Source organism: Streptomyces sp. NPDC098789 (assembly GCF_044759975.1).
Classification (GTDB): Bacteria; Actinomycetota; Actinomycetes; order Streptomycetales; family Streptomycetaceae; genus Streptomyces.
In genome coordinates this window covers 521,226-542,168 of the sequence record NZ_JBIWAJ010000001.1, presented here as the reverse complement: position 1 = coordinate 542,168, position 20,943 = coordinate 521,226, and the positions used below count along the sequence as shown (strand labels likewise).

The 20,943-nt window shown below is 72.1% G+C and carries 19 protein-coding genes and 1 pseudogene; 12 read left to right on the top strand and 8 right to left on the bottom strand.

Going from position 1 to position 20,943, the window contains the following annotated elements; translation table 11 throughout:
• From ACIQWR_RS02705 to ACIQWR_RS02680, 6 genes and pseudogenes are all read left to right on the top strand, one after another.
• Positions 1–1,606, top strand: a pseudogene (locus ACIQWR_RS02705) (hypothetical protein); the annotation flags it as partial.
• Between the two features lie 194 nt (positions 1,607–1,800).
• The gene (locus ACIQWR_RS02700) at positions 1,801–2,739 is read left to right on the top strand and encodes a cellulose-binding protein (protein ID WP_404004568.1); all 939 of its coding nucleotides are present in this window, start codon (positions 1,801–1,803) and stop codon (positions 2,737–2,739) included.
• 147 nt (positions 2,740–2,886) lie between these two features.
• Positions 2,887–3,945, top strand: a complete 1,059-nt coding sequence (locus ACIQWR_RS02695; protein WP_404004565.1) for an ABC transporter ATP-binding protein — start codon at positions 2,887–2,889, stop codon at positions 3,943–3,945.
• A 2-nt stretch (positions 3,946–3,947) separates the two neighbouring features.
• Positions 3,948–4,727, top strand: coding sequence for an ABC transporter permease (locus ACIQWR_RS02690; RefSeq protein ID WP_404005026.1), 780 nt, complete (start codon positions 3,948–3,950; stop codon positions 4,725–4,727).
• 189 nt (positions 4,728–4,916) lie between these two features.
• Positions 4,917–6,104 (top strand): ABC transporter ATP-binding protein, encoded by a 1,188-nt coding sequence (locus ACIQWR_RS02685; RefSeq protein WP_404004562.1) that lies wholly within the window; start codon positions 4,917–4,919, stop codon positions 6,102–6,104.
• A complete protein-coding gene (locus ACIQWR_RS02680) occupies positions 6,101–6,955 on the top strand; it encodes an ABC transporter permease (RefSeq protein WP_404004560.1) in 855 nt (284 codons plus the stop codon). The genes ACIQWR_RS02685 and ACIQWR_RS02680 overlap by 4 nt, the downstream gene beginning before the upstream one ends.
• A gap of 38 nt (positions 6,956–6,993) precedes the next feature.
• On the opposite strand, the gene ACIQWR_RS02675 is transcribed toward ACIQWR_RS02680, so the two are convergent.
• Entirely contained in the window at positions 6,994–7,338 is a 345-nt protein-coding gene (locus ACIQWR_RS02675) for an ATP/GTP-binding protein (protein WP_404004557.1), read from the bottom strand.
• 220 nt (positions 7,339–7,558) lie between these two features.
• Between ACIQWR_RS02675 and ACIQWR_RS02670 the strand changes: the two genes are divergently transcribed.
• Entirely contained in the window at positions 7,559–8,605 is a 1,047-nt protein-coding gene (locus ACIQWR_RS02670) for an LLM class flavin-dependent oxidoreductase (protein WP_385774297.1), read from the top strand.
• Positions 8,606–8,742: 137 nt separating this feature from the next.
• On the opposite strand, the gene ACIQWR_RS02665 is transcribed toward ACIQWR_RS02670, so the two are convergent.
• Positions 8,743–9,135: an SCO5389 family protein gene (locus ACIQWR_RS02665; RefSeq protein WP_404004553.1), complete on the bottom strand. Its 393-nt coding sequence runs from the start codon at positions 9,133–9,135 to the stop codon at positions 8,743–8,745.
• A gap of 220 nt (positions 9,136–9,355) precedes the next feature.
• Between ACIQWR_RS02665 and nucS the strand changes: the two genes are divergently transcribed.
• Complete coding sequence (gene nucS / locus ACIQWR_RS02660) at positions 9,356–10,027, top strand: endonuclease NucS (protein WP_399262768.1); 672 nt, start codon at positions 9,356–9,358, stop codon at positions 10,025–10,027.
• Between the two features lie 109 nt (positions 10,028–10,136).
• On the opposite strand, the gene ACIQWR_RS02655 is transcribed toward nucS, so the two are convergent.
• The 3 genes from ACIQWR_RS02655 to ACIQWR_RS02645 all read right to left on the bottom strand — a co-directional run bounded on the left by ACIQWR_RS02655 (position 10,137) and on the right by ACIQWR_RS02645 (position 14,332).
• Positions 10,137–12,446, bottom strand: a complete 2,310-nt coding sequence (locus ACIQWR_RS02655; RefSeq protein ID WP_404004551.1) for an ATP-binding protein — start codon at positions 12,444–12,446, stop codon at positions 10,137–10,139.
• A gap of 498 nt (positions 12,447–12,944) precedes the next feature.
• Entirely contained in the window at positions 12,945–13,268 is a 324-nt protein-coding gene (locus ACIQWR_RS02650; RefSeq protein WP_404004548.1) for an STAS domain-containing protein, read from the bottom strand.
• A gap of 215 nt (positions 13,269–13,483) precedes the next feature.
• Positions 13,484–14,332: a 3-hydroxyacyl-CoA dehydrogenase family protein gene (locus ACIQWR_RS02645; RefSeq protein WP_354382874.1), complete on the bottom strand. Its 849-nt coding sequence runs from the start codon at positions 14,330–14,332 to the stop codon at positions 13,484–13,486.
• A gap of 191 nt (positions 14,333–14,523) precedes the next feature.
• Between ACIQWR_RS02645 and ACIQWR_RS02640 the strand changes: the two genes are divergently transcribed.
• Positions 14,524–15,096, top strand: coding sequence for a cob(I)yrinic acid a,c-diamide adenosyltransferase (locus ACIQWR_RS02640; protein ID WP_404004545.1), 573 nt, complete (start codon positions 14,524–14,526; stop codon positions 15,094–15,096).
• 25 nt (positions 15,097–15,121) lie between these two features.
• On the opposite strand, the gene ACIQWR_RS02635 is transcribed toward ACIQWR_RS02640, so the two are convergent.
• Positions 15,122–15,748 carry a hypothetical protein gene (locus tag ACIQWR_RS02635; protein ID WP_404004543.1) on the bottom strand — a complete coding sequence of 209 codons (627 nt, stop codon included), beginning with the start codon at positions 15,746–15,748 and terminating at the stop codon, positions 15,122–15,124.
• 186 nt (positions 15,749–15,934) lie between these two features.
• On the opposite strand from ACIQWR_RS02635, the gene ACIQWR_RS02630 reads away from it, so the two are divergent.
• The 3 genes from ACIQWR_RS02630 (at position 15,935) to ACIQWR_RS02620 (ending at position 19,881) form a co-directional block, all read left to right on the top strand.
• Positions 15,935–17,158: a sensor histidine kinase gene (locus tag ACIQWR_RS02630; RefSeq protein WP_404004541.1), complete on the top strand. Its 1,224-nt coding sequence runs from the start codon at positions 15,935–15,937 to the stop codon at positions 17,156–17,158.
• On the top strand, positions 17,155–17,823 hold the full coding sequence (locus ACIQWR_RS02625; RefSeq protein ID WP_404004539.1) for a response regulator: 669 nt from the start codon (positions 17,155–17,157) through the stop codon (positions 17,821–17,823). Before ACIQWR_RS02630 ends, ACIQWR_RS02625 begins: the two co-directional genes overlap by 4 nt.
• 90 nt (positions 17,824–17,913) lie before the next feature.
• A complete protein-coding gene (locus ACIQWR_RS02620; RefSeq protein WP_404004536.1) occupies positions 17,914–19,881 on the top strand; it encodes a glycosyl hydrolase family 18 protein in 1,968 nt (655 codons plus the stop codon).
• Between the two features lie 78 nt (positions 19,882–19,959).
• Here ACIQWR_RS02620 and ACIQWR_RS02615 read toward each other — a convergent pair whose 3' ends face one another.
• Both ACIQWR_RS02615 and ACIQWR_RS02610 read right to left on the bottom strand, forming a co-directional pair.
• Entirely contained in the window at positions 19,960–20,406 is a 447-nt protein-coding gene (locus ACIQWR_RS02615; protein ID WP_404004533.1) for a DUF2550 domain-containing protein, read from the bottom strand.
• A 127-nt stretch (positions 20,407–20,533) separates the two neighbouring features.
• Entirely contained in the window at positions 20,534–20,908 is a 375-nt protein-coding gene (locus ACIQWR_RS02610) for a F0F1 ATP synthase subunit epsilon (RefSeq protein WP_399262751.1), read from the bottom strand.
• Positions 20,909–20,943: the final 35 nt, after the last annotated feature.

Sequence of the window (20,943 nt, the reverse complement as noted above, 5' to 3'; positions counted from 1 at the left end):
CGACGAGGCCCGCACCGAAGCCGGCCGACTGCGCACCGAAGCCGCCGAACAGGCCGACCACCTCATCGGCGAAGCCACCGCGGAAGCGGAGCGGCTCGCCGAGGAGACCCGCGTGGCCAACGAGCGCACGGTGGGCGAGGCGGCGGCCGAGGCCGAGCGGCTCACCACCGGGGCGATCGCCGCGGCGGACGCCACCCGCGTCGAAGCCGCGAACACCCTCGACGAGGCCCGCACCGAAGCCGGCCGACTGCGCACCGAAGCCGCCGAACAGGCCGACCACCTCATCGGCGAAGCCACCGCGGAAGCGGAGCGGCTGCGCATCGAGGCGGCCACGACCCTGGACGACGCCCGCGCGGAGGGCGGCCGGATCATCGGCGAGGCCACGGCCGAGGCGGAGCGGGTCACGCTCGCCGCGGCGGAGACGTCGGCCGCGGCGGAGCGGGAGTCCGAGCAGACCCTGGACGAGGCGCGCGCCGAGGCGGGCCGACTGCGGTCCGAGGCGGCCGAGCAGGCGGACCGGCTCATCGGCGAGGCCTCCTCGGAGGCGACCCGCCTCACGGAGCTGACCCGCAAGGACAACGAGCGGACGGTCGGCGAGGCCGCGACGGAGGCAGAGCGGCTGCGCGCCGAGGCGTCCGAGTCGCTGGCTTCGGCGCAGGAGCACGCGACCCGGACCCGGGACGGCGCGGAGCGGGTCAAGGCGGAGGCGGCCGCGGAGGCGGAGCGCGTGCGCACGCAGGCCCGTACCGAGTCGGAGCAGGTGCTGGACGAGGCCCGGCAGGCGGCCAACAAGCGCCGCAGCGAGGCCGCGGAGCAGGTGGACCGGCTCATCACCGAGGCGTCGGCGGAGGCGGACAAGCTCGCGTCCGACGCGCAGGCGGCGGCCCTGGCGGCCACCACGCAGGCCGAGGAGCAGGCCGACGCGATGGTCGACGCGGCCCGCAAGGAGGCCGCGCGGATCACCTCGGAGGCGACCGTCGAGGGCAACTCGACGGTGGAGAAGGCCCGTACGGACGCGGACGAGCTGCTGGTCGGCGCGCGCACGGACGCGTCGGCCATAAGGGAGCGCGCGGAGGAGCTGCGCGGCCGGGTCGAGGCCGAGGTCGAGGAGCTGCACGAGCGCGCCCGCCGGGAATCGTCCGAGCAGATGCGGTCGGCCGGGGAGCGCGTGGACAAGCTGGTGAAGGCCGCGACCGAGCAGGGCCAGGAGGCCGACGCGAAGGCCAAGGCCCTGGTGTCGGACGCGAGCAGCGAGGCGGGCAAGGTCCGGATCGCGGCCGTCCGCAAGGCCGAGCAGTTGCTCAAGGAGGCGGAGCAGAAGAAGGCCGAACTGGTCAGGGAGGCCGAGGGGATCCGGTCGGCGGCGCAGGCGGAGGCCGGGCAACTGGTCGACGAGGGGCGGCGCGAGCTGGAGGTCCTGGTGCGCAGGCGCGAGGACATTCAGGCCGAGATCTCCCGTGTCCAGGACGTGCTTGAGGCGTTGGAATCATTCGAGGCGCCTTCGGGTGGCGCGAAGCCCGTGGTCGGTGGTCAGGCCTCGGGCGGAGTGAAGGCGGGAGCGTCGGCCGGTTCCACTCGTTCGGGTGGGAAGACGTCAGAGGGCTAGTCGGCGCACAAATTGTGTGCTCCTGATGGAGGTTCAGGCGTACGAGTGACAAGCATTCCGTCGCCTTGCCACTCAAAAGGGGTGTCATTGTCCAGATCAAACCTGGATTGACTCGATGACACGCCGCTCCGGCGCCTAGGATTCCCCTTAACACCTCACGTAGCACCTCATCGGTCTCATTCGACAGGAACCTCATGAGCGACACTTCCTCACCCTTCGGCTTCGAGCTCGTGCGGCGTGGTTACGACCGCGGTCAGGTGGACGACCGCATTACCAAGATCGTCGCCGACCGTGACAGCGCCCTGTCCCGCATCAACTCCCTGGAGAAGCGGATCGAGGAACTACACCTCGAAACGCAGAACGCCCAGGCCCAGGTCAACGACGCCGAGCCGTCGTACGCCGGCCTCGGCGCCCGGGTCGAGAAGATCCTGCGGCTCGCCGAGGAGGAGGCGAAGGACCTGCGCGAGGAGGCCCGCCGCGCGTCCGAGCAGCACCGCGAGCTGGCCGAGTCGGCGGCCCAGCAGGTGCGCAACGACGCCGAGTCGTTCGCGGCCGACCGCAAGTCGAAGGCGGAGGACGAGGGCGTCCGCATCGTCGAGAAGGCCAAGGGCGACTCGGCCACGCTGCGTTCGGAGGCACAGAAGGACGCCGCCTCCAAGCGCGAGGAGGCCGACGCGCTCTTCGAGGAGACCCGCGCCAAGGCCGCCCAGGCCGCCGCGGACTTCGAGACCAACCTGGCCAAGCGCCGCGAGCAGTCCGAGCGCGACCTGGCGGGCCGCCAGGCCAAGGCCGAGAAGCGCCTCGCCGAGATCGAGCACCGGGCGGAGCAGCTGCGCCTGGAGGCCGAGAAGCTCCGCACGGACGCCGAGCGCCGCGCCCGGCAGACCGTCGAGACCGCGCAGCGCCAGGCCGAGGACATCGTCGCCGACGCCAACGCCAAGGCGGACCGCATCCGCAGCGAGTCCGAGCGCGAGCTGGCGGCGCTCACCAACCGCCGCGACTCCATCAACGCGCAGCTGACCAACGTCCGCGAGATGCTCGCGACGCTGACCGGTGCGGCGGTGGCCGCGGCCAGTTCCCCGATCGACGACGAGCCGGTCACCCGTGGCGTTCCGGCCCAGCAGAGCCGCTGACGCACTCCGCCGGCATCGCGTGCGCCGGGTGAGGCCGATCGGCTGAACCTGACGGATGCTACTCGCTGGTAGCGAAATGCCGCGTTCCAGGGCCTTGTGACACCTTTTGAGGTGGCGCAAGGCCCTGCGGCGTTCTAGCGTGGCCGCATGATCGAGCTTGAGGGCCTTACCAAACGATTCGGCGCGAAGACCGCCGTGGACAACCTCAGCTTCCAGGTCAGACCGGGGGTGGTGACCGGCTTCCTCGGCCCCAACGGGGCGGGCAAGTCCACGACCATGCGCATGATGCTCGACCTCGACAACCCGACCAGTGGCTCGGTCAGGATCGACGGCAAGCACTACCGGGACCTGCCGGAACCGCTGAAGTACATCGGCGCGCTGCTGGACGCGAAAGCGATGAACGGCGGACGCAGCGCCTACAACAACCTTCTGTGCCTCGCGCAGTCGAACCGGATCCCCACGAGCCGGGTCTCCGAGGTGCTCGACCTGGTCGGGTTGACCTCCGTCGCGAAGAAGAAGTCCAAAGGATTTTCGCTCGGCATGGGCCAGCGGCTGGGAATCGCCTCCGCGCTGCTCGGTGATCCGGAAATCCTGATGTTCGACGAGCCCGTCAATGGTCTGGACCCCGAGGGAATTCTCTGGATCCGCAATCTCATGAAGGGCCTGGCCTCGGAGGGAAGGACGATCTTCGTTTCTTCCCACCTGATGAGCGAAATGGCGCTGACCGCAGACCATTTGATCGTGATCGGCCAGGGCAGGCTGCTCGCCGACACCTCGATGGCCGATTTCATCCAGCAGAACTCGCGCAGTTTCGTGCGCCTGCGCTCCCCGCAACAGGAGCGGCTCAAGGACGTGCTGCACGGGGCGGGCATCCTGGCGATCGACGTCCCGGGCACCGGCTCGCTGGAGATCGACGGGGCCAGTTCCGAACAGCTCGGCGAGCTCGCCGCACAGCACCAGATCGTGCTGCACGAACTCAGCCCGCAACGGGCCTCCTTGGAAGAAGCGTTCATGCGCATGACGGCCGACTCGGTCGAGTACCACGCCCACGCGTCCGGCACCCCCGGACACCCCATCGGCCCCGGGCACCACGCGGACCCCGGAGCGCCCGGCGGACCCGGGCTCCCCGGTGACAACCCGGCCCGACCCGCCGACGTCCCCGCCTGGGGCGCCGGTTTCGACGCGCAGCGCAAGGGCGGCAAGTGACCATGGCTTCCTTCCCCGCCGTCCTCCAGTCCGAGTGGACCAAGATCCGCACGGTCTCCTCCACCATCTGGACCCTGATCGCCGCGCTGGTCGTCACCGTCGGCGTCAGCGCCGGCCTGTGCGCGGTCTTCAACGCGACGTTCAAGGACATGGACCAGGCCCAGCAGCTCACCTTCGACCCGACGGTGGCCAGCTTCGCCGGGATGACCTTGGGTCAACTCGCCATGATCGTCTTCGGCGTGCTGGTCGTCGGCAGCGAGTACAGCACGGGCATGATCCGCACCTCGCTGGCCGCCGTGCCGGGCCGGGCGAACTTCCTGCTCGCCAAGCTCACCGCCGCCACCGGGCTCGCCCTGATCGTGGGGCTGGCGACGAGCTTCCTGTCCTTCTTCCTCGGTCAGGCCATCCTGGGCAGCCACAGCATCGGCATCGGCGAGACGGGCGTCCTGCGCGCGGTCATCGGCGCCGGGCTCTACATGACGCTGACCGCACTGTTCTCGATGGGCGTGGCGACCATCCTGCGCAGCTCGATGCTCTCGCTCGGCATCCTGATGCCGTTCTTCTTCCTGGTCTCGCCGATCCTCGGCGCGGTCAGCGCGACCCGCAAGGTCGCGCAGTACTTCCCGGACCAGGCCGGCTCCAAGGTCATGCAGGTGGTACCGGGCGGCATGGACAGCGCGGCGGCGCCGTACGGCCCCTGGGGCGGTTTCGGCATCATGGCGCTGTGGGTGCTGGCCGCCGTGCTCGGCGGGTACGTCGTCCTCAAGCACCGCGACGCCTGATCCGCGGCCCGCTCCCCCGGCCCGATCCACGACCCGATCCACGACCCGGGGCCGTCCCTTACTCAGGGGCGGCCCCGGGTCGCATCTCAGGGGTACCTCAGGGATCGGCCGGGGGTGGAACCGTACGAGGCTCGATATCCTCTTAAGCCTTACGCGGGCGAATCCCGCCGGCCTGGCGAGGGACACGGAATGATCGAGGCAGTCGGCCTGACCAAGCGCTTCGGCGCCAAAACCGCGGTCGACCAGCTCTCCTTCCAGGTCAGGCCGGGTCACGTGACCGGTTTCCTGGGGCCCAACGGGTCCGGGAAGTCGACCACCATGCGCATGATCCTCGGCCTGGACCGGCCCACCGCCGGGCACGTCACGATCAACGGCGCTCCCTTCCGCGAGCTGGCGAACGCACAGCGCAACGTCGGGGCACTGCTCGACGCCAAGGCGGTCCACGGCGGCCGCCGGGCCCGGGTCCACCTGCTCGCCCTCGCCCAGCTCTCCGGGATCCCGGAGAAGCGGGTGGACGAGGTGCTCCAGGTGGTCGGCCTCCAGGACGTGGCCCGCCAGCGCACCAAGGGCTTCTCGCTCGGCATGGGCCAGCGGCTCGGGATCGCCGCGGCCCTGCTCGGCGACCCGCAGGTGCTGCTCTTCGACGAGCCGGTCAACGGCCTCGACCCCGAGGGGATCCTCTGGGTCCGCAACCTCATGCGGCAGCTGGCCGCCGAGGGCCGGACCGTCTTCGTCTCCTCGCACCTGATGAGCGAGATGGCCCTGACCGCCGACCACCTGATCGTGATCGGGCGCGGGCGGCTGCTGGCCGACATGGGCGTGCAGGAGTTCATCACGCACAATTCGGCCGGATTCGCTCGGGTCCGCACCTCCGACGACGCCCCCGGCGACCGGGGCGCCCTCGCCGAGATCCTCACCGGGGCGGGCGGACGCGTCCTCCAGGAGCCGGACGGCGCCCTGCGGGTGGCCGGGCTGGAGCTGCCGCGCATCTCCGACCTCGCGCACGGGGGCGGCGTACGGCTGTGGGAGCTGTCGCCGCACAAGGCCTCGCTGGAGGAGGCCTACATGCGGATGACCCACGCCGCGGTCGAGTACACCTCCACCGACGACCCGCGGGCCGAGCTCTTCGAACCGGAGCCGCTGACCGTGCCCGCCTGGGAGGAGGAGGCCGCGCCGGTCGTCTCCCACGACGGTTGGTACGCGCCCGCGGCCCCCGGAACCGAGGGCGCGCCCGCGCGCACCGGGCCCGCGGCGCCGGATCCCGCGCCCGGCGCCTCCGCGGCCGGGCCCGCCCGGGCCACCGCGTCCTTCCTGATGCCGAGCAGCCCCGCCGATCTCGCCCGGGCCGTGCCGAACAACCCCGAGGACTCCCGATGACCCCGCCGACCAGCACGCAGCAGCGGGCACCGCGGCCGGGCCCGGCGGGCAACACCGCCCCCCTGCCCACGCCCCGCCCGCACCTCGGCCACGCGGTGGCCTCGGAGTGGACCAAGATGGTCTCGGTCCGCTCCACGATGTGGACGCTCGGCTCCCTGGTCGTGACCGTCGTCGGCGTCGGGCTGGCCTTCGTGGCCCAGACCTCCGACGAGAACTACAAGAACATGCCGTACATCGCGCCCGCGCTGTTCGGCCTGCTGGTCGGACAGCTCTCGGTGATCGTGCTCGGGGTGCTGACGATCACCTCCGAGTACGGCACCGGGCTGGCCCGGACCACCTTCGCCGCCGCGCCCGACCGGCACCGGGTGCTCACCGCGAAGTACCTCGTCTTCAGCGCGGTCGCCTTCGTCATCCTGGCCGGCTCGATCTTCCTGGTCGGGATCACGACGGCCATGGTGCACGGCGGTCCCGACTCCGGTCCGCACGACAACGCCACCGCCTGGATCTCGGGGCTGCTGGTGAGCCTGTACGTGACCCTGCTCGGGGTGCTCTCGCTCGCCGTCGGCACGCTGGTGCGGCACTCGGCCGGGGCGATCGCGGTGATGATCGGCGTGGTGACGCTGCCGCCGGTGATCGGGGGGATGCTCAGCATCTGGTCGGCCTCGGCGGGCCTGGGGCGGCTGGTCCTCGACTACAACGCCCTGGTCGCGATGATGCAGCTCTTCGGCATGCCGGGCGGGACGGACGGCGCGAGCCTCCCGAGCAAGGTGCTCCAGCTGGCCCTGCTCGTCCTGGTGACCGGCGCCACGGTGAGCGCCTCGTACCTGGCGGTCCGGCGCCGCGACGTGTGAGCCGTGGGCCCGGGTCGGTACTCGGGTCGGTACTCGGGTCAGTACTTGGGAGCGTTACGGGACCGCTGCACCCGCGAGGTGCGGCGGTCCTTCCCGTTCCAGCAGGCCTTGTGCCAGTGCCTGCGGTCGTCGACGCCGCCGTACTCGGGCCAGGCGACCAGGTGCGGGGTGCCCGAGGGGATCTCCTGGTCGCAGCCGGGGCAGCGGTAGCGCTTGCCCATGGCGCTCGCGCCGGCGACGTGCCGGATGTTCCACTCCTCGCCCTGGTACTCCTCCGTGCGCTCCAGGCCGAACCGCTGCGGTACCGGGCCGCGGCCCGAGTCCGCGTCCGGCCGCTCGGCCGGGTTCTCGCCGCCTCGGGGGCGGTTGTGGCGCGGTGACACGTATACCTCACGGATAGGCGGACGGACAGGACTTTTCTCCAGACTACGCGCAGCGGGCCGGGGTACCCGCAGGGTGGCCGAAGACGATTCCCCGACAATCCCAATAACTTTCCTGTCAGGCCGTGCCTTTGGCACGTGTCAGACGTTGTTGCCAACAGACGGTGTCTCACTGAGCCGGTCCACCTGGGGAGGCCGCGTCAGCCGCGAGGAGGAGAAGGCGATGCGCGTAGGAGCGTTTGTACTGGGGGCCCAGTTCCCCGGCCAGGGGTCGGGCGAGGCCCTGCACAGGGCGGTGCGGACCGCGGAGGTGGCCGAGGAGGCGGGGCTGGACTCGGTCTGGCTGGCCGAGCACCACTTCGTTCCGTACGGGGTGTGCCCCTCGGCCGTGACCTTGGCGGCCCTGCTGCTGGGGCGGACCCGGCGGCTGCGGGTGGGGACGGCGGTGAGCGTGCTGCCGAACGCACATCCGGTGGCGCTCGGGGAGCAGGCCGCCCTCCTGCACCTCACCTCGGGCGGCAGGTTCACCCTCGGGGTGGGTCGGGGCGGGCCGTGGGTGGACCTGGAGGTGTTCGGCGGCGGCCTGGAAGCGTACGAGCACGGCTTCCCGGCGGCCCTGGACCTGCTGCGGCGGTGGCTGACCGAGCCGAGCGTGGGCGTGCCCCCGGGTCCCGGGGAGCGGTACGGCTTCCGCGAGGTGGCCGTCGTACCGCGCCCGTCGGAATCCCTGGACGCGGACGAGGACGGCGGTGGGCCGGAAGTGATCGTCGCCTGCACCTCCCCCGCGTCGGTGCGCCTCGCCGCGGAGCGGCTACTGCCGATGCTGCTCGGCATGCACAGCGGGGACGAGGACAAGGCGGGGATGGTGGCGCTGTGGCGGGAGGCGGCGCTCGCCGCCGGACACCCGCGCGAGCGGGTGCTGGCCGCGGGGCACGTCTCCGCCGGGGTCTGCCAGCTCGCGGACCGCACGACGGACGCGCGCGAGGCCCTGCTCAAGGCGATGCCCGGGTGGTTGAAGCAGGGGTTGGACGCGCACGTGACGGTGGACGGTCGGGTCCGCGCGATGCGGGACCCGGTCGCGTACACGGAGCTGCTGTGCGAGCTGCACCCCGTCGGCACGCCCGAGCTGGCGGCGGACCGGCTGGCGGCCACCTCCGAGCGCACCGGCATCACCCGCTTCGCCCTGATGACGGAGGGCTGCGGCGATCTCGCGGGCACCGAGGAGAACGTGCGCCGTCTGGGCTTCGAGGTCCTGCCCCTGCTGGGCTGACCCGCGCCCGGCCGCCCGCCGTCCCACCGCACCGTCCCGCCGCGCGGCGGGCCGGCCCGGGCCGCCCGGACTGTGGCTGCCGCTCCGGTATCAGTCGCACCTCCCGCGATACGGAGCGGCAGCGAAGGCTCACGTCACTAGCAGTCCCGCAGTTCCGGCGACTGGTTGAGCAGCTGGCCCCTGATGGACGTGAACTTGGCCAGCCGGTCGTCCGACGAGGAGTCCAGCGGGAACACCGCCACACGGTGGCAGTTCTGGAACGCGAGGCGCACTCCGAAGTGCCGCTGCAGCGCACCTCGTATCGCATCACTCGCGAGTGCGCGCAGCAGCTGACCGCGCGCCTGCTCGGTGGGCGGCGGCGTCTGGTTGTCGGCGAACTCGCCGCCGTCAACCTTCAGTTGGGCCACCAACGAGCTGATCATCTCCCACGCGAAAGGCAGGGAGGTCCGGACGCAGTCGACGAAAGCGGCTTCGTCGACCTCGCCTCGCTCGGCCTGTTCAAGTAGGGCCGGTGAGACGTCGAGCGACATGGGTTCTCCTCTCGCGACCCCGGCCGTTTGGTGACCGGAGTCTTACGGGCAGGGAAGGGAAACCGCGACGCAGCGTGCACGCACGACGACCTCCCGCTCACCACGGTAGGCGCCCGGTGGGTACCGCACCAGGAGAATGCGCATACAACGCGCCATCGGCGAACGGGGCTTTCGGGGGCGAATCGCGTGGAGGCCTTCTCGTCGAGTAGCGTTGCCGACCATGCGTCTCGTCATTGCCCGCTGCTCCGTCGATTACGCGGGCCGGCTCACCGCCCATCTGCCCTCGGCACCCCGTCTGATCCTCGTGAAGGCCGACGGCAGTGTGTCGATCCACGCGGACGACCGGGCGTACAAACCGCTCAACTGGATGTCCCCGCCCTGCACCCTCAAGGAGGGGACCGGGGACGACGCGGGTGTCTGGACCGTCGTCAACAAGGCGGGCGAGAAGCTCATCATCACGATGGAGGAAGTCATCCACGACTCCTCCCACGAGCTGGGCGTGGACCCGGGCCTGATCAAGGACGGTGTCGAGGCCCACCTCCAGGAACTCCTGGCGGACCGGATCGACACCCTCGGCGAGGGCTTCACGCTGATCCGCCGCGAGTACATGACGGCGATCGGGCCGGTGGACATCCTCTGCCGCGACGCCTCGGGCGCGACGGTGGCCGTCGAGATCAAGCGGCGCGGCGAGATCGACGGCGTGGAGCAGCTGACCCGCTACCTGGAGCTGCTGAACCGCGACCCGCACCTCGCGCCGGTCCGCGGCGTCTACGCGGCCCAGGAGATCAAGCCGCAGGCGCGCGTGCTGGCGACGGACCGCGGCATGGAGTGCGTGATCCTCGACTACAACGCGATGCGCGGCATCGAGGACGACAAGCTGCGGCTCTTCTGATCTTGACCTGATCCGGCCCCGCGCCGGCCCCGTTCCACCCCGGTTCGCACCCGAGCGCCCCCTCCCGCCGACGGCGGGAGGGGGCGCTCGTGCGTGCGCGCCGGCCGCCTCAGGGAGTGGCGGCGGGCGGGGAGAGCTGGGTCGTGGTGGTGGTCGTCGGGGTGACGGGGACGGTCGGCGAGGTGGAGGCCGAGGGGGAGGCGGGCGGGGACGCCGGGGGCGTGGACCCGGGAGGGGAGGACGCCGGGGGCGAGGCCGGGGTCGACGGGGGCCTGGTGACCGGGTGGCGCGAGGGGCCGCCCCCGGGCGCCGGGGTCGAGGCCGAGCCGGCGGGCGCCGGGGTCGAGGCGCCCGGGGACGACGGCGCGGCGGTGGTGGGCGCGGACGACGAGGTGCCGGGGGCCGCGGGAGCGGGTGCAGGATCGTTCCCGCTGGCATCGGGCGCGGACGACGGGACCGGCGAGGTGCCCGGAGCCTGCGGGGCGGAGGCGTCGCTGGAGGAGATCGCGAAGCTCACCGCCGTACCCAGGGCCAGCACCGCGAGGACACCGCCCGCCGCCAGGGCCGCGGGGCGGCGGTGCCACTGCGGTCCCGCTTCCCGCACCGGCCGCGTCACGGGCACGCGTACGGTCACGGGCCCGGCCGGCGGCTTCGCGTCCAGCGGGAAGGTCTCCTCGAAGGAGGCCGCCGGGGGCACCGCGGGCACCGGCGCGACGCGCACCAGCGGGAACGCCTGGGTCTGCGCCTCGGACCCCGGCGGAGCGGGGGCCTCCAGGCGCAGCGGGGGCGAGCCGTCCGGGCCCGCCTTCTCCCGGTCCGTGACCAGGGCCAGCGCCCTGCGGCCGGCCACCGTGCCGCGCTTGTCGGCGAGGGCGCCGCGCAGCCCGTTGGAGGTCTCCAGCTCGGCGCGGGCCCGGTCCAGCCGGCCGCCGCACAGCGCGAGGACGCCGAGTTCGTGGTGGAAGTAGGCCTGCTCGGCCACCTCCCCCGCCGTCCGGGCGGCTTCGGACCCGGCCCGCAGCACCCGCTCCCAGGCGCCCCAGTGCAGGGAGGCGGCGAAGGCGGGCGCGGCCGTGCGGGCCAGCAGGACCGCCGCCACCACGTCGGCGCCCGCCAGGGCCGCGAGCACCGCGTCGCCCTCGGCCGCCACCCGCTGCGGCGTCACCGAGGCGTGGCCGGTCCACCAGGCGTAGTGCCGGGCCGCCGTCAGCGCCTCGCCGGAGGCGCCGAAGCCCGATTCGGCGAGCTGACGGGCCACCCCGGCGGCCAGCCGGTAGCGGCTGCCCGCCGCCGTCAACAGCCCGCACGACAGCAGCTCCCCCACCGCCGCGTCCGCGTGGGTGTCCCCCACCAGGGCGGGCAGGTGCGCGGGGTGCGGCATCTCCTCGTCGAGCGCGCAGGCGAACCGCAGGGCGGCCCGGGCCGACTCGCTGATCCGCGAGACCAGCAGCTCGGCCGGGGCGGCGCCCTCGGCGAGCGTCGGCAAGGGGACGAGCACCACGTCGCGGGGGCGCTCCTCGAAGACCCCCGGTTCCTCCCCGTCGCCGTCCTCGCCGCTGCGGTTCATCTCGTCGCGCTGCCGCAGCAGCCCGCCCGCCTGGACGAAGCGCAGCGCGAGCCCCTCGGAGGCGAAGCGCAGGTCCCCCGCCCAGGCGCTCTCCAGCTCGGTCAGCGGCCGCCCGACGGCGAGTTCGAGGAGCTCCACGCACGCGGCCCGGCCCAGCCCGCCGAGGAAGACCTCTTCCAAGTGGGAGCGGTCCGAGGGGGCGGGGGTGTCCGGGGTCGCGGCCAGCAGCCAGGCGCATTCGGGGGTGGCGCGCAGGAGTTCCTCCAGCGCGCTGCCGCCGAAGTCGAGGTCGTCCAGCAGCACGACGGCGCCGATCTGGCCGACGTGGCGCAGGAGTTCGGCGCGGGTGGGGCGCTCGGGGAAGTCCTCCGAGGGCGCGTAGACGGTCGAATAGAGCGCGTACAACAGCTCGGTGGGGTTCTGTCGGTGGCCGCAGAGGCGAACGACCCCGTCGGGGGCGAGGTCCTCGCAGTCGCCGGCGACCGCGTCGAGCAGGGCGGTGCGGCCCGATCCCGCGGGCCCGGTGAGCCGTACGGAACGCCCGCGTCCGAGCAACCGGGCGAGCCGCTCACGCTCCTCCTCCCGCTCCAGCAACGGCAGGACGACCGCCGGGGCCCCGGGCGGCACGGGAGGCCGTGCGGCGGCGTCCAGGGCCTCCCGCGAGGCCTTGCCGCGACGAGCCGGAGCACCCGACTCCGCATCGGCGCCGGGCCGCCGCGCCTCGATCTCGCTCCCGTCGACGGGATTGACGGTGAGGACGTACTCGCCGACGCTGAGCCGCACGACCCGCGCGGGCCCGGCCGCCGGAGCGGTGGCATCGTCCGAAGTGGGCTGCCCCTGAGTGCGGTCCATGACCAAGTCTCCCGATCGCGTCGTGCGCCGTCGTCCCGCCCGGCCTTCGCACACTCCGCTGCCGCTACTGGTCCGGTTTCGCCCGAACCCTAGACCGTGATCGCCCGTCCCGGAACCTCAGGGGTGCCATCACGACCGGACCGTTACGATTCGCCCCCGCTCGTCCCCTTCCCCCCACCCCGGCACGGTCGAGGCCGGGACGCACAGAAGCGTCCCCACAACCCGAGCAGTCAGCTAGGGGACGAGCAGGACTGTCCCCACGACCCGAGCGGTCAAGACGGAGACGGGCAGCAGTCCCCGACCCGGCCGAGCGGTCGGGGCGGGGACGGGCAGGAGTGTCCCCGCAAGGACGAGCGGTCCCCGCCGCGCCCCTTCTCCGACCACCCCGCAGCCGCGAGCCGAGGAGACACTCGTGCCCGTCCCCGCCCCGACCGCGCCCCACCCCGAACCTGAACCCGCACCCGCCACGAGGCCCAGCCCCAGGCGCGGCCCCTCACCTCACACCCGCGGAAGCGATTCCGCTTCGAGCCCGCCCTCGATCGCGAGGATCCGGTGCAGCCGGGTAGCCACCAGCAACCGCTGCATCTGCGGCGGCACTCCACGCAGCACCAGCCGCCGTCCGGTCCGCCCGGCCCGCCGGTGGGCGCCCATGATGACCCCCAACCCGGTCGCGTCCCAGGAGTCGAGACCGGTCAGATCGAGCACGAGGTCTCCGGCGCCGTCGTCGAGCGCGGTGTGGAAGGCCGTACGGGCGTCCGCCGCGCTGCGCACGTCGAGGCGGCCCCCGACAGCGAGTTCGGCGTGGTCGCCCCTGATGTACATGTGTGCTCCCGGCAGTGCGGCGTTCGTGTGATCCGATGGGGCCGTGGTCGGCAACTCTCACTGCAACTGACTGCCGCGCGGGCAGGGAAGTTGCCGACCGTGAGCGAACCGATACCTAATTCACCCCGACGGGTGAGGGCATTCGAACGGTGTCGCCCCTGACTGCGTGTGCCGCGCGCCTACCCCCTCGACGGGAGTCCACGCGGCGGTCGTGCTCAGTGCTTGTAGAAGCCCTGCCCGCTCTTGCGGCCAATGTCCCCCGCGTCCACCATCCGCCGCATCAGCTCCGGCGGCGCGAACTTCTCGTCCTGGGACTCCGTGTAGATGTTGCTGGTGGCGTGGAGCAGGATGTCCACGCCCGTCAGGTCGGCCGTGGCCAGCGGGCCCATGGCGTGGCCGAAGCCCAGCTTGCAGGCGATGTCGATGTCCTCGGCCGAGGCCACGCCCGATTCGTACAGCTTCGCGGCCTCGACGACGAGCGCCGAGATCAGACGCGTCGTCACGAAGCCGGCGACGTCGCGGTTGACGACGATGCAGGTCTTGCCGACGGACTCGGCGAAGGCGCGCGTGGTGGCGAGGGTCTCGTCGCTCGTCTTGTAGCCGCGCACCAGCTCGCACAGCTGCATCATCGGGACCGGCGAGAAGAAGTGCGCGCCCACGACCCGCTCCGGACGCTCCGTCACGGCCGCGATCTTCGTGATCGGGATGGCGGAGGTGTTGGAGGCGAGGATCGCGTCCTCGCGCACGAGCTTGTCGAGCGCGCGGAAGATCTCGTGCTTGACCTCGAGCTTCTCGAAGACGGCCTCGACGACGATGTCGGCGTCGGCGACCGCGTCGAGGTCGGTGCTCGTGGTGATGCGCGCCAGCGCGGCCTCGGCGTCCTCGGCGCTCAGCTTGCCCTTCGCGACGAACCGGTCGTACGAGGCCTTGATCCCGTCGGTGCCGCGGGTCAGCGCGGCGTCCGTCACATCGCGCAGGACGACGTCCCAGCCCGCCTGTGCGGAGACCTGCGCGATCCCCGAACCCATGAGTCCGGCACCGATGACGGCGAGCTTCCCAGCCACTTCACACCCCACGTTCTTCCATACGGCCCAGTGTCGGCCCGGTCTCGTAGCCTCTCCGGCGGAGAGTAGCGGGCCCGGCGGGTCCGATGACCGGGAAGTAACACGCGTCACGTCTCAGATGACGGACATCACACCGGGACGGCCCAGCACTACGGCGGGGGCCCGCAGTTGACCCGAACTAGGCTGACCACATGGTGAACCTCACGCGCATCTACACCCGGACCGGCGACAAGGGCACGACCGCCCTCGGCGACATGAGCCGGACGGCCAAGACCGACCTGCGGATTTCCGCGTACGCCGACGCCAACGAGGCCAACGCGGCCATCGGGACGGCGATCGCGCTCGGAGCGCTCGCCGAGGGCGTCGTCAAGGTCCTGATCCGGGTGCAGAACGACCTCTTCGACGTGGGCGCGGACCTGTGCACGCCGGTGGTGGAGGCCCCGGAGTACCCGCCGCTGCGGGTGGAGCAGTTCTACGTCGACAAGCTGGAGGCGGACTGCGACGCCTTCAACGAGGAGCTGGAGAAGCTGCGCAGCTTCATCCTGCCCGGCGGCACCCCCGGCGCGGCCCTGCTGCACCAGGCGTGCACGGTGGTCCGGCGCGCGGAGCGCTCCACCTGGGCGGCCCTGGAGGCGCACGGCGAGTCGATGAACCCGCTCACCGCCACCTACCTCAACCGGCTCTCCGACCTCCTGTTCATCCTGGCGCGGACGGCCAACAAGGAGGTCGGGGACGTGCTGTGGGTACCGGGCGGCGACCGGTAGTGCTGTGACCGGAAGGGCCACAGCACTAACGCCCGTTTCGCGCGCGCTCCCGCCCGGCCTCGTCCGAACCGGCACCCGAGCCAGCACCCGGATCGGCACCCGAACCGGCACCCGAACCGGCGGCCGGGGCCCTGCGCGGGAAGACCGTGTAGCTCGCGGCGATCAGCCCGTGGATCCCGGCCACCCGCAGGGCGGCGGACTGCCAGCCGCGCAGCGGCTCGGCCGCGGCCGCGTCGCCCACGTACCAGACCCCGAGCTGGAGCAGCCCGAGGGCGACGGCCGCCGCCACGAGCGTGCGGAGCCAGAGCTTCCACTCGTGCCGGGCGCGGGCCTTGCCGTACCCGGCGCCGGGCGGCTTCGGGCCGCCGCCGAAGCGGTGGGCCGCATGGCCGTCGAGCCACTTCACGGTGTAGTGGCCGAATCCGACCGTGTACCCGATGTAGAGGGCGGCCAGGCCGTGGCTCCAGGACGGCTCGCCGCCCCTCCCGAGGTCCACGACGGTGGCGACCAGCAGCACCAGTTCCAGCAGCGGCTCGCAGAGCAGCACCGCCGCACCGAGCCTGGGCATCTTGGCCACGTAGCGCAGCGCCAGCCCGGCGGCCAGCAGGACCCAGAACCCGATTTCGCAGGCGATGACCAGGGCGACCAACACGGGAGCCCCTCCTTCCACAGACCTTCTCTGTCCTTCTCCGGCTTTTTCCGCTCTCCCCATCAGCGTCTCGGCCCCCGCGCCCCCGCGCGTCGTCGTCGGTGACGAACCGCGACTGCATCCTTCGGTGTAGTGACCCTGCGACCCGGAGCCGAGGCCGGAGCCCGGGACACCGTGTTGGATGGGACCGTGACCCCGAAGATCCCCCGCCCGCACCGCGACGACGTGCTGCTCTGCGTGATCGGCGTCGCCACGGGCTTCCTGCTCTGGGCCCTCGGCGTGCACACCAACTCCACCGCCCACCTGCTGCCCCACTGGGCCACCCTGGTGCCGCTGGTGTGCCTCGGCGCGTTGGAGCTGGTGCGCCGCTCGCACCCCCGCACGGCCCTCATCGTCGGCACCGTCGGGGTCATCGCCGACCAGTTCACCGTGGGCTCCCTGGCCACCGTGGTGATCTTCACGGACCTGATGTACGCCGCCGTGGTCTACGGCAAGCCGGCCATGGCCCGGCGCCTTCCGGTCAGCACCGGCCTGATCACCGTGGTCGTCACGATCGCCGCGGTGGCCTGGCTGCGCACCCCGCAGTCGTTGCTCATCGGCGCGGTCACGGGCCTGGTCTGCTTCGCCCCCGCGCTCACCGGGGCGACCCTGCGCAACCACCGCGAGGCCGCGGTGGCGGCGCGGCTGCGGGCGGAGCAGACCGCGCTGCTGGCCGAGATGGACCGTAGCCAGGCGGTGGTCGCCGAGCGTGCGCGGATGGCCCGCGAGCTGCACGACATGGTCGCCAACCACCTGTCGGCGATCGCCATCCACTCGACCGCCGCGCTCTCCATCGACTCCCCCGCGACGAGCCGCGAGGCCCTCGGGGTGATCCGGGAGAACAGCGTCCAGGGGTTGGCCGAAATGCGTCGGCTGATCGGACTACTGCGCGCCGCCGGGGCGGAGACGGAGGCCGTCGCGGTGCCCTCCTTGGACGCGCTGGAGGCCCTGGTCGAGCAGGCCCGTACGAACGGCTCCGCGAGCGGCCTCGACTTCGTCCTGCACGACGAGCGGGCACCCGGCGCGGACGGGGACGGGGACGCGCCGCTGCCCGCGCCGGTGGAGCTGGCGGCGTACCGGATCGTCCAGGAGTCCCTGACGAACGCGGTCAAGCACGCCTCCCCCGGCACCGTCACGGTGCGAGTGAGCCGCTGCGACACCCTGCTGCGGGTGGGCGTGGACTCGCCGCACGCGGGCCGGCCGACCGGGCCGCGCGCGCCCGGGTCCGGTGCCGGGCTGGTCGGGATGCGGGAGCGGGCGGAGCTGCTGGGCGGCAGCTTCACGGCGGGCGCCCACGGCGCCGCCGGGGCGACGGGCACGATGTGGCGGGTGCGGGCGGTCCTGCCCGCCGAGGAGAGGGCGACGGAGCGATGACGGGGCGACCCATCCGGGTGTTGGTGGCCGAGGACCAGAGCGCGGTGCGGGCGGGCCTGGTGCTGATCCTGCGCAGCGCGGGTGACATCGAGGTGGCGGGCGAGGCGGTGGACGGGCTGGAGGCGGTGCGGCTCGCCCGCGAGCTGCGGCCGGACGTGGTGCTCATGGACGTGCAGATGCCCCGGCTCGACGGGGTCTCGGCCACCCGCCAGGTGGTCGCCGAGGCGCTGGCGGACGTCCTCGTACTGACCACCTTCGACCTGGACGAGTACGTCTTCGGGGCGCTGCGCGCGGGCGCGGCGGGGTTCTTGTTGAAGAACGCGGAGGCCCGGGAACTGATCGAGGCGGTCCGGACGATCGCGCGCGGGGAGGGCCTGATCTCGCCGGCGGTCACCCGGCGGCTGATCGCGGAGTTCGCGGCTCCGACGACCACGCGCCCGCCGGTCCCGCCGGCGACGGCGGCGGCCCTGGAGTCGCTGACGCGGCGGGAGCGGGAGGTGCTCGGGTGCCTGGGCGGGGGGCTCTCGAATGCGGAGATCGCGGCCCGGTTGGAGATGGCCGAGGCCACGGTGAAGACCCACGTGAGCCGGCTCCTGGGCAAACTGGAACTGCGCAGCCGGGTCCAAGCCGCGGTACTGGCACAGGAGTTGGGCATCAAGCACTGAATTCTTGTGCGGAGCTGGAGCGGAGGTCTGGACCTCTTGACGGTTGGTCCAGACCTTTCTAATCTCACCGCAACACTGTGGTGAGCGTGCATGACGAAGCGTGCTCACGGGCGGCGCAGGTCCCACCCCCATGCCGGGAGTCGACGCCAGCGACTCCGGCGGACCTTCGGAGGAGCACCCTTGAGCACAGCACACGCGTCACGAACGGCACCCCCACCCCGCAACCGGCTGCTGCGCAGACTCGCCGCGACCGTGGCCGCCATCGCCCTTCCCCTCGCCGGGCTCGTCGGCCTCGCGGGCACTGCCCAGGCCGCGACCTCCGCGACGGCGACCTACACCAAGGTCTCCGACTGGGGCACGGGCTTCGAGGGCAAGTGGACGGTGAAGAACACCGGCACCACCTCCCTGAGCAGCTGGACCGTCGAGTGGGACTACCCGGCCGGCACCTCGGTCACCTCGGCCTGGGACGCCACCGTCACCAGCTCCGGCACCCACTGGACCGGCAAGAACGTCGGCTGGAACGGCACCCTCGCCCCCGGCGCCAGCGTCAGCTTCGGCTTCAACGGCGCGGGCGCGGGCGCACCCGGCGGCTGCAAGATCAACGGCGGCTCCTGCGACGGCGGCACCACGCCCCCGGCCGACGCCCCGCCCTCCGCCCCCGGCACCCCCACGGCCGGCACGGTGGGCGACACCTCGGTGAGCCTGAGCTGGACCCCGGCCACCGACGACAAGGGCGTCAAGAACTACGACCTCTACCGCGGCTCCGCCAAGATCGCGACCCTCACGGGCACCAGCTACACCGACTCGGGCCTGACCAAGGGCACGACGTACGGGTACAGCGTCACCGCCCGCGACACCATCGACCAGACCGGGCCCTCCTCGGGCACCGTGACGGTCACCACCACGGGCGGCGACACGGGCCCCGGCCCCGGCCCCGGACCTGGCTCCAAGGTCCAGCTGGGCTACTTCACCAACTGGGGCGTCTACCAGCGCAACTACCACGTGAAGAACATCGTCACCTCGGGCTCGGCGAGCAAGCTGACCCACATCAACTACGCCTTCGGCAACGTGACCGGCGGCAAGTGCCAGATCGGCGACGCCTACGCCGACTACCAGAAGACCTATGACGCGGGCAGCAGCGTCTCCGGCGTCGCCGACACCTGGGACCAGCCCGTCGCGGGCAACTTCAACCAACTGCGCGAGCTGAAGAAGAAGTACCCGAACATCAAAATCCTGTGGTCCTTCGGCGGCTGGACCTGGTCCGGCGGCTTCGGCCAGGCCGCGGCCAACCCCACCGCCTTCGCCGACTCCTGCTACAGCCTGGTCGAGGACCCGCGCTGGGCCGACGTCTTCGACGGCATCGACATCGACTGGGAGTACCCGAACGCCTGCGGGCTGTCCTGCGACACCAGCGGCGCCGCCTCCCTGAAGAACCTGCTCTCGGCCCTGCGCGCCAAGTTCGGCGCGAACAACCTGGTCACCGCGGCCGTCACGGCCGACGGCTCGAACGGCGGCAAGCTGGACCTCGCCGACTACGGCGCGGCCGCCCCGTACGTCGACTGGTACAACGTGATGACCTACGACTTCTTCGGCGGCTGGGACGCCAAGGGCCCGACCGCCCCGCACTCCCCGCTCACCTCGTACAACGGCATCCCGATCGCCGGCTTCAACAGCGACGCGGCCATCCAGAAGTACAAGTCGAAGGGCATCCCGGCCAACAAGCTGAACCTCGGCATCGGGTTCTACGGACGCGGTTGGACCGGCGTCACCCAGGACGCCCCCGGCGGCACCGCCACCGGCCCGGCGCCCGGCGCCTACGAGCAGGGCATCGAGGACTACAAGATCCTCAAGAACAGCTGCCCCTCCACCGGCACCATCGCGGGCACCGCCTACGCCAAGTGCGGCAGCAACTGGTGGAGCTACGACACCCCGGCCACCATCGCCGGGAAGATGGGCTACGTGAAGAACCAGGGCCTGCGCGGCGCGTTCTTCTGGGAGTTCAGCGGTGACACCAGCAACGGCGAGCTGCTCACCGCGATCGACAGCGGCCTGAAGTAGCGCCGCGCACCACCGACGACAGAGCCGGGGAACGGGGTCCGCCCCCCGTTCCCCGGCTCCTTCGCTTCTGCGGCGCGGCTACGCCACGTTCACCCTCTGGCCGGGGGGCGCCGCCTCCAGCCACGCGAGGAAGCCGGTCAGCGCGTCCTCGCTCATCGCCAGCTCCAGCCGGTCCTCGCGGTGGCGGGCACCGAGCACGATGGCGTCGGAGAGCAGGGCCAGCTCCTCCTCGCCCTCCGGGGCCCGACGGGAGAGCACCTCGATCGAGGAACGTTCCAGCACCCGGCGCGGCCGCGGGGAGTACGAGAACACCCGGAACCACTCGATCTGGTCACCGCCGTACCGCGCGACCCCGTACACCCAGCCCTTGCCGGAGACGTCGGGGGCGTCGGACACGCCCCAGCGCACGCTGCAGTCGAAGGTGCCGCCGGAGCGCTGGATGAGCCGCCGACGCAGCCCGAAGACAAAGAGCCCGATCACCACCAGGGCTACGACCAGGCCGCTCACAAGCAGAGCGAGGAGCATCTTCACCGACCTCCTCGCTCGTCGAATTCGGAAAACCAAAAACGGACCCGCATCGCCTCAGCCGCGACCCGGTCCGGAAAATTCCGGACGGGCCGCGGCTGAGGACGCACACTCTGCGGTTTCGGGGTCAGTGCCCCGTCACCGCGCGCAGCCGGACATCGGCGCGACGCTCGGAGGCACTGTCGGCCTCCGTCTTCGCGCGCTCCAGTGCCCGCTCCGCACGCTCGACGTCGATCTCGTCGGCCAGCTCGGCGATCTCGGCCAGCAGGGACAACTTGTTGTCCGCGAACGAGATGAAACCGCCGTGCACCGCGGCGACGACAGTGCCGCCGCCGCTGGTGCGGATGGTCACCGGGCCCGATTCCAGCACACCGAGAAGCGGCTGGTGACCGGGCATGACGCCGATGTCGCCGGACGTGGTGCGGGCAACGACCAGGGTGGCCTCGCCGGACCAGACACTACGGTCCGCCGCGACCAGCTCGACGTGCAGCTCAGCAGCCAAGGTGGCTCCTCGGGTCACCACCCGGCGGGAAGGCC